Source organism: Janthinobacterium breve (assembly GCF_051380895.1).
Taxonomy (GTDB): Bacteria; Pseudomonadota; Gammaproteobacteria; order Burkholderiales; family Burkholderiaceae_D; genus Janthinobacterium.
In genome coordinates, this window is the sequence record NZ_JBNYXY010000016.1 from 70,315 (window position 1) to 82,325 (window position 12,011).

Genomic DNA, 12,011 nt, shown 5'->3' on the forward strand with positions numbered 1-12,011 from the left:
GAAGGCAACATTGTAAGAAATTGTTTCAACTAATGTGCATTTTGCAAGTAATAGTCGTCCTCATCCGTTGCTATCGGGTAGCGAACGCATGCATGGCAAAACAGGGAAAACATTTCAATGTGAGCAATTTAAATTACCTGAAAGTCAGTAATTTACTTGGCACTCTGGCTATTTTTTGGACGCGTACGCCGACGTGCGAATTTGCGCCTACGCCCCTGAATAATGCGGCAATGCACCAAAACAGGGCGCATTATTTACCGTTTTTGGGCATCCGGCAGCAAACATTGGCGATGCCGTGTATGCTTCGTCCCGTTTATCCATTATCACCTGACAAATTGTGCGCTTTGTCGCGTAAGTCTTGGAGGGTAAATGATGGGTAAAGCATGTTGACGTTTTAATCATTCGCCTGATACTGTTGCACTAATACAACGGGTGCCAGCAAGCCATGCGCTATGATGGAATGGTCAATCAGGCCAATGCATTGGTTGGCAAGGGGCACTGGCTCTGTCGCGTAGTACGGTTGGCGATGGTCGGAATGCCTGTAAAAGCACCCGGCCTGGTACCGGAAGTAACATGTTGGAACTTGATGGAATGTGAAACGGTCGTTATAGTGCCGATTCCGGTGCCCTTTGAGCACCGAACCGGCGCACGAATGACGGTCGTTATGCAGCCTTCAAGCTTATCGGTGCAATAGCGTACCGATACCGATATGAATGTTCCCCTGACCGGAACAGCAATGTGGCAGGTGGAGACCTTGCCCTCACTCATAAAAAGCGCTCTGTTAGAGCGCAGCTCGAGATGCATAGGCTGTATTACTTTTTGCTTCAAAAATTAAAGGAAATCGCAATGAAAAAAACTCTGATCACCCTGGCAGTCCTGGCAGCAGCCACTGGCGTAGCCCAAGCTCAATCGAGCGTTGTTATCTACGGTACCGTTGACGCTGGTTTCGTCAGCGAGCGCGGCGGCGCAGCCGGCAACACCAACAAACTGGACAGCGGCGTTGCTTCGGCTTCCCGTCTGGGCTTCAAAGGCACCGAAGATCTGGGCAGCGGCCTGTCGGCACTGTTCGTTCTGGAGTCGGGCTTCGGCGTTGACAACGGTACGCAAGACAAAGCCGGTTCGATCTTCAATCGTCAATCGTACATCGGTCTGAGCAGCAAAACGACCGGTACCCTGACCCTGGGTCGTCAATACACGCCTTGGTACAACACCCTGTCGAAAGTTGCTGATCCATTCGCAGTGGGCTACGCTGGTTCCGCCAAGAACCTGTTCCCATCGAAAGCACTGACCCGCACCAGCAACACCGTGCTGTACACCTCGCCAAACTTCAACGGCTTTGACGCTGACGTGGCTTACACCTTCGGCGAAAAAGCTGAGTCGAACAAAATCGGCCGTCAAATCGGCGCGTCGGTTGGTTACTCGAACGGTCCTTTGAATGCTCGTCTGGCTTACAACACCACCAGCAACGATACCGCAACCACCGAAGCTGGTAGCGCACGCAACTGGTTGGCTGCAGCTAACTACGACTTCGCAGTTGCTAAAGCTTACATCGCGTACGGCTCCAACAAAGGTAACAACAGCGCTGTAGCTAACAACGCCAAGGAAAACGCGGACGGTACGTTCTCGACGACCAACTCGTTCAACTACAACACCGCTGCTTACAGCAACGACAGCAACAACATCCTGGTCGGCGCAACCGTACCTGTTGGTCCAGCTGGCACCGTGATGGCTTCGTTCATCCGCACGAACGACAAAGCTGGCACGAACGCTGATGCTGATCAATGGGCAGTGGGCTACTCCTACGCTCTGTCGAAGCGCACCAGCACCTACGCTTCGTACGCTAAAATCAAGAACAAAAACAACGCTGGCTACACCGTTGGTAACAACAGCAATGTTGGTACGGGCGACAAAGCCTTCAACGTTGGTGTTCGTCACTCGTTCTAATATTCGCGCAAGCGAAGCTTAGTACCGCTAAGGCATCCCTTCGGGGATGCTGCAAGCAAAGAAACGCGCTGTCTGGCTTCGGCCTGGCGGCGCGTTTTTGCATGGGCGGCGCCAGTTATAATGGCGCCGTTACTCAAGTAAAGGAATGCCATGTCTCCATTCAAATCGCCGCGCCTGGCTGTCATGCTGGCCGCGCTGTTGCTCGTCAGCGTCACGGGTGTCGCCTTCGCCGCGGTCAAGGGCAAGAAACCGGCCGGACTGGAACGCTATGGCGTGGCCGTCTACTCGGACCTGTGCCTGCAAAAGGATAGCGGCGAAATCGGCGGCCAGCGCGTGACCCTGCACCGCTTTGCCGAGGCCGATTCCGTCATCTACGAATTCACGGCAGGCGCCCTGAGCTGGCCCATCGTCGCCAGCGACGTCAACCTGGACGCCGCCACGGGCGCCTTCGACTTCACCATCGCCGGCGCCGACAGCGAAGAGCGCACCATCGTCGGCAAGTTTTCCAAAGATGGGCAGACCCTGACGCTGGAAGGCGACTACTGCGGCGGCAATGTGCGCATGCCCATGAAATTGAGCCGCGTGCGCGATTTCGGCCGTCCCTTGAAAAACTGCACGCCATGCCCGCCGGTGCCGGAAGCGCCGGCGCCAGCACAGGACAGCGCCGAGGCGCCCGCCGCCTGAGTTGTTGTGACTTGCGCATGAAAAAGGCCCGGTATCGACCGGGCCTTTTTCATTTCTCGCCCTGCAAGGGACTTATTTGGCCGCCTGCGCCTTTTCCGCCGTGGCGCGGATGGTGGTCAGGGTGGCGTTCGGCGTGATCAGGTTGCCGTCGTAGCGCAGCTCGATAAGTGCCGGCAAGTTGTGCGCCCTGGCGTGCGCCAGGGCCCGCTGCAGGGCAGGGGCGAACTCTTCTGTCGTATTCACCACTTCGCCATGCGCGCCATATGCTTGCGCCAACGCCGCAAAATCCGGGTTATGCAAGGTCGTGCCCGAGACGCGGCCCGGGTAATCGCGTTCCTGGTGCATGCGGATGGTGCCAAACATCTGGTTATTGAAGACGATGATGACCACGCCCGCCTGGTATTGCACGGCCGTCGCCAGTTCCTGGCCATTCATCATGTATTCGCCATCGCCGGCAAAGGTGATCACGGTGCGCTCCGGATGCACGATCTTCGCCGCCACGCCGGACGGCACGCCATAGCCCATGGCGCCGTTGGTCGGCGCCAGCTGCGTGCGCATGCCGCCGTAGCGGTAGAAACGGTGCGCCCACGAGGCGTAATTGCCGGCGCCGTTCGTCAGGATGGTGTCGTGGGGCACCTGCGCCATGATCTCCTGCGTCACTTGCCACAGATCCAGCGCTGCCTGGCCATCCTGGAAGATGGGCGGGCGCTGCTGGTAGGCAGCCAGCTCGGCCTTGGCTTCGGCCGGCGTATGGTTCCATGCGGAAGCGTCGACGGTGCCCATGGCGGCCAGCATGGCGCAGACTTGCGGCATGCCGCTGTTGATCATCAGCTCGGCCTGGTAAACGCTGCCCAGCTCCTCGGCATCGGTATGGATGTGCACCAGGCGCTGGCGCGGTACGGGCGAGTCGAACAGGGTGTAGCCGCCCGTCGTCATTTCTCCCAGGCGCGGGCCGATGGCGATGACCAGGTCGGCATTTTTCACGCGCGCGGCCAGTTTCGGGTTGATGCCGATGCCGACGTCGCCGATGTAGTTCGGGTGGGCATTGTCGAGCAAGTCCTGGAAGCGGAAGGCGCAGGCGACGGGCAAGTGGTTCGCTACCGCAAACTGTTGCAGGTCGGCGCATGCTTGCGGCGTCCAGGTGGTGCCTCCCAGCAAGACCAGCGGTTGCTTCGCGGCGGCCAGCATGGCGCGCAGCTGCTGCACCTGGGCGTCTGAGGGCGCCGCCTGCACGGGCTGGTAGGCGCGCGTGTCGGCGACAGTCGCCATGGAAATGAGCATGTCTTCCGGCAGGGCCAGCACCACGGGGCCGGGGCGCCCGCTGGTGGCCACCTGGAAGGCGCGCGCCAGGTATTCGGGAATGCGCTCGGCGCGGTCGATCTGCGCCACCCACTTGGCCATCTGGCCGTACATGCGGCGGTAGTCGATTTCCTGGAACGCTTCGCGGTCGACGAAATCATTGCCCACCTGGCCGATGAACAGGATCATCGGGGTGGAATCCTGGTAGGCCGTGTGCACGCCGATCGAGGCGTTGGTGGCGCCAGGCCCGCGCGTGACGAAACAGATGCCCGGCTTGCCCGTCAGCTTGCCGTAGGCTTCGGCCATGAAGGCGGCGCCGCCCTCCTGGCGGTTGATGATGAAGCGGATGCCCGAATCGTGCAGGGCGTCGAGCACATCCAGGTAGCTTTCGCCAGGCACGCCAAAGGCGGTGTCGACACCGTGGATCTGCAGGGCATCGACCAGGATCTGGCCGCCGGTACGGGATTGTTGCGTCATGTTCGGCTCTTTATATTCTAGTGGGGTGGCAAAGAAGTGGGGCAAGCGGTGCGCATGCGCTTGCATGCAAGCAGCTTGCCTCATTCTATGTGAGCCGATTTGGTCCGGCTTTTGAAATGGCGACACCGAATTACACAATCCCCCGGCGGCCATACCGCGCTTTTGCAGAAACATGCTGCGGCGCGGTACAATGGCGCGGGAAGCAGGCCAGACAGTCGCTGGCCGGCGCAGCAATGCGCTGGCGGGAGGAAGGTCCGGACTCCATAGAGCGGGGTGACGGTTAACGGCCGTCCGTCGAAAGCCGCAAGGTATAAGGCGAGGAATAGGGCCACAGAGACGAGCGTATTAAGTTACGGTGAAACGCGGTAACCTCCACCTGGTGCAATTTCAAATAGGCACGCGATGATGCTGCTCGCGGAGCGTGCGGGTAGAAAGCTTGAGCGCCCGAGTAATCTGGCGCCTAGAGGAATGACTGTCATAGCGCCAACCTGCAAGGGAAGGCGCCGTAACAAAATCCGGCCTACCGGCCTGCTTCACTTGAATTCTTGCTCCCTGGCCTGCCGGGGAGTGTATCGGCCGCAGCGGTTTGCCTGCTGCGCGCCGCCAAAAAAGCCCCCGCAACGGGGCTTTTTTTGTTTCTAAAAGTATAGCAGTTAAGATAAAGTTGTATATACAACTAAAGTGAACAATTGGTTAAAGTTTCCTCGTTTTAATTAATTGCTGCATTGCAAAAATAATTTCCCCGCGACAGGCCACCCCCGGAAAACAGGGCAGATACGCGCCATGGACGAATTTTTTTGCTTTAAACCAAGTCTTTTGCGGCGACTGATTGTTGTTGTGCCTGGATGACGAAACTATTGTCATGTGTCAACTAACTGTAAAAAATTCAATTTTTTGATTTCGTTTTTTTCGATGTTTACGGTAGGAAAACACATGTGTGCAGATGAGGTAGCACATTCACTATCTTTCATAAGTATCTAATTTATCGATATATTTTTATTTGAGACTCCTTCAACGATATGCGCTAAGTCCTTAATTTCATTAATAAAATTCCTGTTTTGCCAATCGGAAACCGCTTGACCACTATCTTTGCTTCCTCTAAAGTGGGCAACTGTGTGAAAAAGTGTGTTTTTGTGGGAAATTTCCCCTTTTCATCGTGATGCGCAAGCGTCGCAACCCAAGCTCAAAAAAGGTCTTCCGTGTTTCAAGGCGCGTCCGCAATCAATCTCGATGCCAAAGGCAGGATGTCTATCCCTGCCAAGCACCGTGACGCGCTGGCGATTCAATGCGAAGGCCGTTTGACCCTGACCAAACACCCCGATGGCTGCCTGCTGTTTTTCCCCCGTCCCGTGTGGGAAAGCCACCGCCAGCAAATCGCCGCCTGGCCCATGTCGGCGCGCGCCTGGCAGCGCATCTTCCTCGGCAACGCCGTTGACGTCGAGCTGGACTCGGCCGGCCGCGTGCTGATCTCGCCCGAATTGCGCAACGCCGTGGGGCTGTCGCGCGAAGTCATGATGATCGGCATGGGCAGCCACTTTGAAATATGGGATGCCGCCAGATTGGCCGACAAAGAACAGCAGGCGATCGATGCCGGCACCCCCGATGTACTTTCCAATTTTTCTTTCTAAGGCTCCGTAATGACACAACTCACGGTGCCGGAATTTCAGCATCGCACGGTGCTGCTCGATGAAGCGGTCGATGCGCTCGACCTGTCGGGCGACCGCGCGCACGGCATTTACGTCGATGGCACGTTTGGCCGCGGCGGCCATAGCCGCCTGATCTTGTCGCGCCTGGCGCCCGACGCGCGCCTGATCGGCTTCGACAAGGATTTGCAGGCCATCGCCACGGCCGAGCAGATCGGCGACCCCCGTTTCCAGATCGTCCATGACAGCTTTGCCACCATGACGGCCAGCCTGGCCGAACGTGGAGTGCAGCAGGTGGACGGCATCCTGCTCGACCTGGGCATCTCGTCGCCGCAAGTCGACGATGCGGCGCGCGGTTTCAGCTTCCGCAACGACGGACCGCTGGACATGCGCATGGATACCACGCGCGGCAGCTCCGCGGCCGAATGGCTGGCGGTGGAAACCGAGCAGAATTTAGAGAAAGTGATACGCGATTATGGGGAAGAACGGTTTGCTTTTCAGATTGCAAAGGCGATTGTTGCTGGCCGGGCAGTCCAGCCAATTTCAAGCACACGACAGCTTGCCAGCATCGTGGCAGGCGCCGTCAAGACCCGCGAGAAGGGTAAGGACCCCGCTACCCGCACCTTTCAGGCCATACGCATTTTCATTAACAAAGAGCTCGAGGATCTCGAGATCGGGCTGAACCAGGCGTATGCCTGTCTGGCGCCCGGCGCGCGCATGGCCGTGATCAGCTTTCATTCGCTGGAAGACCGCATGGTCAAGCGCTTCTTCGCCTCGAAGGCGAACGTGGAGCAGCCTGACCGCCGCCTGCCGATCCGCGCGGTGGACTTGCCGCAGCCGGAAATGAAGCTGATTTTGAAGATGAAGCCGTCCGACGCCGAGATCGAGGGGAATCCCCGTTCGCGTTCGGCCGTGATGCGTGTGGCGCAGCGCCTGCCGCTGGTCGTCCCTGTCACTGGCGGCTCCCGATGACTGGCAAGCTGTGTGTCGTGCTGTCGGCCCTGCTGGTGTGCTGCGGCCTGTCGCTGGTGAACGCGCAGTATCAGTCGCGCCACCTGCTGATCGACCTGGAACGCGCGCAAGCGCTGTCGCGCCAGCTCGACATCGACTGGGCGCAGCTGCAGCTGGACCAGTCGACTCTGGGCAAGCATGAACGCATCGAAGCGATTGCACGGCGTGACCTGAGCATGACGCCGCTGACGGCGGCGCGTACGCAATACCTGACGGAGGGTGAATAATGAAGTTGGGCGGTAACAGCAACGGCCGGGTGGCGGCATCGAAAGGCGTGCCATTCTCGAAGAACCCCGTACTGGCAGTGCGTCTGCCCGTCTGGCGTTCGCGCGTCGTGCTGTTCCTGCTGTTCTTCGCTTTCGCCGGCCTGGGCGCGCGCGCCCTGTGGCTGCAGGGCGTGTCGACGCAATTTTTGCAAAAGCAGGGCAAGGCGCGCTACGAGCGCACGCTGGAACTGCCGGCTACGCGCGGCAAGATCACCGACCGCAACGGCCAGGTGCTGGCTTCGTCCGTGCCCGTAAAAGCCATCTGGGCGATTCCCGACGACGTGCTGCAGGCGTCGCCCGAGAAAATCAACGCGCTGGCCGGTCTGCTGGAAATGAACGTCAACGAATTGCGCAAGAAGCTCGATTCGGACCGCAGCTTCGTTTACCTGAAACGTCAGGTCGAGATGGACGTGGCTGACAAGATCTCCAAGCTGGGCATCGACGGCATCGACGAGCGCAAGGAGTACAAGCGCTTTTATCCACAGGGCGAAGTGATGACCCACGTGGTGGGCTTTACCAATGTGGAAGACGTGGGCCAGGAAAGCATGGAACTGGCGCAGCAGAAAACCCTCGTCGGCACCACCGGCAGCCGCCGCGTGATCAAGGACCGCCTGGGCCACATCGTCGAAGATATCGGCTTTATCCACGAACCGCATGACGGCAAGGACCTGACCCTGTCCGTCGACAGCAAGATCCAGTACATCGCCTTCACGCAGTTGAAGGAAGCGGTGGAAAAATTCAATGCCAAGGCTGGCGGCGCCGTGGTGCTCGATGTGCACACGGGCGAAGTGCTGGCCCTGGCCAACTACCCCAGCTACGACCCGAACGACCGCCGCAAGCTCACGGGCCAGCAGCTGCGCAACCGCGTCATGACCGATACGTTTGAACCCGGTTCGACCCTGAAACCGATCACGGTGTCGCTGGCGCTCGACACGGGCCGCGTCAAGCCGACCACCCTGATCGATACGGGGCCTGGCCGCTACACCATCGCCGATCGCACGATTACCGATACCAAACCGCACGGCGTGATCAATGTCTCCGAAATCATCGAGATGTCGTCGAACATCGGCACCTCGAAAATCGCGCTGGGCATGCCGTCGCAGGAAATGTGGGAAATGTTTACCAAGGTGGGCTTCGGCCAGCAGCCGAAATGGGGCTTCCCCGGCGCCGTGGCTGGCCGCGTGCGGCCGTATAAATCGTGGCGTCCGGTGGAACAGGCCACCATGAGCTACGGTAACGGCATTTCCGTCTCGCTGATCCAGCTGGCGCGCTCCTACATGATGTTCGCGCGCGACGGCGACACGATTCCATTATCGTTCCAGAAGGTCAATGAACTGCCGGTGGGCCAGCAGGTGATCAAGCCGAAGACGGCCGCCGAAATGCGCGCCATGCTGGAGCTGGTGGTCTCTGGCGCGCACGGCTCGGCCAAGCGCGCCCAGGTTGCCGGCTACCGCGTGGGCGGCAAGACGGGTACCGCCTACAAGGTGGAAAACGGCCGCTATGCAATGCCGCGCAAATACATCGGCTCTTTTGTGGGCATGGTGCCGATGTCGGCGCCGCGCTTCATCATTGCCGTGATGATCGATGAACCGACTGGCGCTGCCCACTATGGCGGCCAGGTCGCCGCTCCCGCTTTCGCGGCGATTGCGACCAACGCGCTGCGCGCGATGAACGTACCGCCCGATTCCTCCGTTACCGAAATCGTGGTCCCGGCCAATGCCGGCCCGGAGGCCATGTGAAGTCACTCATGACCATACAAGACATCAGTTTGTGGATCAAAGCGGCTGCCCCGTCCGGGCAGCTGACGTCCGATTCGCGCCGCGTGCAGCGCGGCGACGTATTTTTTGCCTACGCGGGTGCCACCCAATTCATCGATACCGCGATTCAGCAGGGCGCCGCCGCCATCGTGCATGACGCCGTTGAATGGAACGCTGCATGGAATGTGCCGCATCTGCTGGTCAGCGACCTGAAACGCCTGGCTGGCCCCGTGGCACATGCTGTTTACGATATGCCCGACAGTGCCATGTTCAGCGCCGGCGTGACGGGCACGAATGGCAAGACCTCGTGCGCGCTATGGCTGGCGCAGGCCCTGGCACGCCTGGGTGTAACCTCGTCCGTCATCGGTACCTTGGGCGTGGGCCTGTGCAAGCCGCGCGGCGCCATCGAATTCGACGTGACCGGCTACACCACGCCCGACGCGGTGCTGCTGGCGCGTAAACTCGCCGCCATGCGCGATGCCGGCGCCAGGGCTGTTGCCATCGAAGTGTCGTCGATCGGCCTGGACCAGGAGCGCGCGGCTGGCATGCATTTTGATGTGGCCATGTTTACCAACCTGACGCGCGACCATCTTGATTACCATGGCGACATGGCCACCTACGAGGCGGCCAAAGTCAAGCTGTTCGACTGGCCCGGCCTGAAAACGGCCGTCATCAACCTCGATGACCCCATGGGTCTGCGCCTGGCGCGCCACGTGGATGGCAAGCTGACGGGCGAGTATCCGGTCATCGGCTATACCTTGCAGGATGCGGCCAGCCAGCCGGACCTGCCGGGCGTGCTGATGCTGCGCGCCAGCCAGTTCCGCAGCCGCAATGCCGGTACCGACTTCCACCTGGAATGCGCGCTGGGCGTGGCGCTGGTCAAGACGCAGCTGGTGGGCCACTTCAATATCAGTAACGCGCTGGCCGTGCTGGGCGCCTTGCTGGCGCATGGCACCGGCCTGCGCGCCGCCATCGACGGCATCGAATCGCTGCAGCCGGCTCCCGGCCGCATGCAGCAGGTGGGTGGACAGGAAGCGCCGATGGTCGTCATCGATTACGCGCATACGCCGGACGCGTTGGAAAAAACCCTGGCAGCCTTGCGCCAGGTGGCGCAGGAACGGGGTGGCCAGCTGTGGTGCGTGTTCGGCTGCGGCGGCGACCGCGATCCGGGCAAGCGTCCGCAGATGGGCGTCATCGCGCAGCTGGCCGATCACGTGCTGGTCACCAGCGACAATCCGCGCAGCGAAGACCCGCACGCCATCATCGCGCAGATCGTCGCCGGCATGCGCGAAGACGGCCCGCAGCCGCAGGCCATCGAAGATCGCGCCGCGGCCATTCTGTCGGCCATCAAGCACGCGGCCAAGCCGGACGTGATCCTGCTGGCGGGCAAGGGCCACGAGCCGTACCAGGAAATCAAGGGCAAGAAACTGCCGTTCTCCGATGCCGACCATGCGCAGCTGGCCCTGTCCGCGCGCCTGACCATGATGAGGACGAACTGATGCGTGGCACCCTGACAGAACTGATGCAGGCCTTGGACGGCGCGCAGCTGACGGGCGACGCAGCGTTTGACGGCGTGTCTACCGACAGCCGTAGCGCCCAAGCCGGTTCGCTGTTCGTCGCCCTGCGCGGCGAGAGTTTCGACGCGCATGACTTCCTCGACCAAGTGGCCGCCAGTGGCGTTGCCGCCGTGCTGGTCGAGCGCCTGCCCGCAGGCTGGGACAGCGGAAAGGTGCCCGCCATCGTGGTCGCCGATACCCTGGTCGCGCTGGGCCGCATCGCCAATTACTGGCGCCGCCGTTTCAGCCTGCCCGTCATCGGCGTCACCGGCAGCAATGGCAAGACCACCGTCAAGGAGATGATTTCGTCCATCCTGGCGGCGGCCTTTGGCGAAGAAGCCCGCCTGGCCACGCGCGGCAACCTGAATAATGAAATCGGCGTGCCATTGACCCTGTTCCGCCTGAGCGCTGAGCACCAGGCGGCCGTCATCGAGATGGGCATGAACCATCCGGGCGAGATCGCGCGCCTGGCGGCGATTGCCGCGCCGACCCTGGCGATGGTCAACAACGCGCAGCGCGAGCACCAGGAATTCATGCATACGGTGGAGGCGGTGGCGCGCGAGAACGGCGCGGCGCTGGCGGCATTGGGCGATGACGGCGTGGCCGTATTCCCGCATGGTGATGAATTCACGCCCGTGTGGCGCGAACTGGCCGGCGCACGCGCCGTCATCACCTTCGGCCTGTCGAAAGAGGCGGACGTGAGCTGCACGCATCGCGCGGCCGAGGATTTTGGCAGCGACATGTTCGTCAGCGTGCGCGCGCAGGACGGCAGCTTGCGCCAGTTCTTTGTCGGCTTGCAGGCAGCGGGCGACCATAATGTGCGCAATGCGCTGGCAGCGGCGACATGCGCCGTTGGCGCGGGCATCACCATCGAACATATCAAGCAGGGCCTGGAGGCGTTCGCGCCAGTGAACGGCCGCCTGCAGAAAAAACGTGCCGCCAACGGCGCCACCATCATCGACGACACGTATAACGCCAATCCGGATTCGGCGCGCGCGGCCATCGATGTACTGGCGCAGGCCGCGGCACCGCGCATCCTGGTGCTGGGCGAGATGGGCGAAGTCGGCACGCAGGGGCAGCAGTTCCACGAAGAGATCGGCGCCTACGCCGCCATCAAAGGCATCGAATACGTGCTGGCGACGGGCGGCCTGGCGCGCCATCTGGCGAATCCGGCGCAAGCTGCCGCCAGCCAGGAATCGGGCACGGTCGTGGAGTATTTCGAACAGTTCGACGGCTTGCTGGCGGCGCTCGATGCGCATTTGTCCGGCCGTTCGGATGCAACAGTATTAATCAAGGGCTCCCGCTTCATGAAAATGGAACGGGCCGTGCAGCATTTGATTGGTTCAAACAACAATAACAAGGAAGCTCACTAAT

The 12,011-nt window shown here is 60.6% G+C and carries 9 protein-coding genes and 1 other RNA gene; 9 read left to right on the plus strand and 1 reads right to left on the minus strand.

What is annotated here, in order from left to right; translation table 11 throughout:
- Window positions 1-846: 846 nt before the first annotated feature.
- Window positions 847-1,944, plus strand: coding sequence for a porin (locus tag ACQ4W0_RS27855; RefSeq protein ID WP_436579687.1), 1,098 nt, complete (start codon window positions 847-849; stop codon window positions 1,942-1,944).
- Between the two features lie 150 nt (window positions 1,945-2,094).
- Window positions 2,095-2,628 carry a hypothetical protein gene (locus tag ACQ4W0_RS27860; protein ID WP_436579688.1) on the plus strand — a complete coding sequence of 178 codons (534 nt, stop codon included), beginning with the start codon at window positions 2,095-2,097 and terminating at the stop codon, window positions 2,626-2,628.
- 72 nt (window positions 2,629-2,700) lie between these two features.
- Here ACQ4W0_RS27860 and ACQ4W0_RS27865 read toward each other — a convergent pair whose 3' ends face one another.
- The gene (locus ACQ4W0_RS27865; protein ID WP_436579689.1) at window positions 2,701-4,404 is read right to left on the minus strand and encodes a thiamine pyrophosphate-binding protein; all 1,704 of its coding nucleotides are present in this window, start codon (window positions 4,402-4,404) and stop codon (window positions 2,701-2,703) included.
- 199 nt (window positions 4,405-4,603) lie between these two features.
- Here ACQ4W0_RS27865 and rnpB point away from each other — a divergent pair.
- From rnpB to ACQ4W0_RS27900, 7 genes are all read left to right on the plus strand, one after another.
- An RNA gene (rnpB, locus tag ACQ4W0_RS27870) (RNase P RNA component class A) lies at window positions 4,604-4,943 on the plus strand.
- 660 nt (window positions 4,944-5,603) lie between these two features.
- Window positions 5,604-6,032, plus strand: a complete 429-nt coding sequence (mraZ, locus tag ACQ4W0_RS27875) for a division/cell wall cluster transcriptional repressor MraZ (protein WP_219135091.1) — start codon at window positions 5,604-5,606, stop codon at window positions 6,030-6,032.
- A 9-nt stretch (window positions 6,033-6,041) separates the two neighbouring features.
- On the plus strand, window positions 6,042-7,019 hold the full coding sequence (gene rsmH, locus ACQ4W0_RS27880; protein WP_436579690.1) for a 16S rRNA (cytosine(1402)-N(4))-methyltransferase RsmH: 978 nt from the start codon (window positions 6,042-6,044) through the stop codon (window positions 7,017-7,019).
- Window positions 7,016-7,285 carry a cell division protein FtsL gene (ftsL, locus tag ACQ4W0_RS27885; protein ID WP_010394930.1) on the plus strand — a complete coding sequence of 90 codons (270 nt, stop codon included), beginning with the start codon at window positions 7,016-7,018 and terminating at the stop codon, window positions 7,283-7,285. Before rsmH ends, ftsL begins: the two co-directional genes overlap by 4 nt.
- The gene (locus tag ACQ4W0_RS27890) at window positions 7,285-9,063 is read left to right on the plus strand and encodes a peptidoglycan D,D-transpeptidase FtsI family protein (RefSeq protein WP_436506255.1); all 1,779 of its coding nucleotides are present in this window, start codon (window positions 7,285-7,287) and stop codon (window positions 9,061-9,063) included. The genes ftsL and ACQ4W0_RS27890 overlap by 1 nt, the downstream gene beginning before the upstream one ends.
- A gap of 8 nt (window positions 9,064-9,071) precedes the next feature.
- Entirely contained in the window at window positions 9,072-10,580 is a 1,509-nt protein-coding gene (locus ACQ4W0_RS27895; protein ID WP_436579691.1) for a UDP-N-acetylmuramoyl-L-alanyl-D-glutamate--2,6-diaminopimelate ligase, read from the plus strand.
- Entirely contained in the window at window positions 10,580-12,010 is a 1,431-nt protein-coding gene (locus ACQ4W0_RS27900; RefSeq protein WP_436579692.1) for a UDP-N-acetylmuramoyl-tripeptide--D-alanyl-D-alanine ligase, read from the plus strand. Before ACQ4W0_RS27895 ends, ACQ4W0_RS27900 begins: the two co-directional genes overlap by 1 nt.
- Window position 12,011 lies beyond the last annotated feature (1 nt).

What these genes read in the sequence shown, in the direction of transcription:
- ACQ4W0_RS27855 (WP_436579687.1), top strand. Translation starts at nt 847, where the DNA reads ATGAAAAAAACTCTGATCACCCTGGCAGTCCTGGCAGCAGCCACTGGC.
- ACQ4W0_RS27860 (WP_436579688.1), top strand. Translation starts at nt 2,095, where the DNA reads ATGTCTCCATTCAAATCGCCGCGCCTGGCTGTCATGCTGGCCGCGCTG.
- ACQ4W0_RS27865 (WP_436579689.1), bottom strand. Translation starts at nt 4,404, where the DNA reads ATGACGCAACAATCCCGTACCGGCGGCCAGATCCTGGTCGATGCCCTG.
- rsmH (WP_436579690.1), top strand. Translation starts at nt 6,042, where the DNA reads ATGACACAACTCACGGTGCCGGAATTTCAGCATCGCACGGTGCTGCTC.
- ftsL (WP_010394930.1), top strand. Translation starts at nt 7,016, where the DNA reads ATGACTGGCAAGCTGTGTGTCGTGCTGTCGGCCCTGCTGGTGTGCTGC.
- ACQ4W0_RS27890 (WP_436506255.1), top strand. Translation starts at nt 7,285, where the DNA reads ATGAAGTTGGGCGGTAACAGCAACGGCCGGGTGGCGGCATCGAAAGGC.
- ACQ4W0_RS27895 (WP_436579691.1), top strand. Translation starts at nt 9,072, where the DNA reads ATGACCATACAAGACATCAGTTTGTGGATCAAAGCGGCTGCCCCGTCC.
- ACQ4W0_RS27900 (WP_436579692.1), top strand. Translation starts at nt 10,580, where the DNA reads ATGCGTGGCACCCTGACAGAACTGATGCAGGCCTTGGACGGCGCGCAG.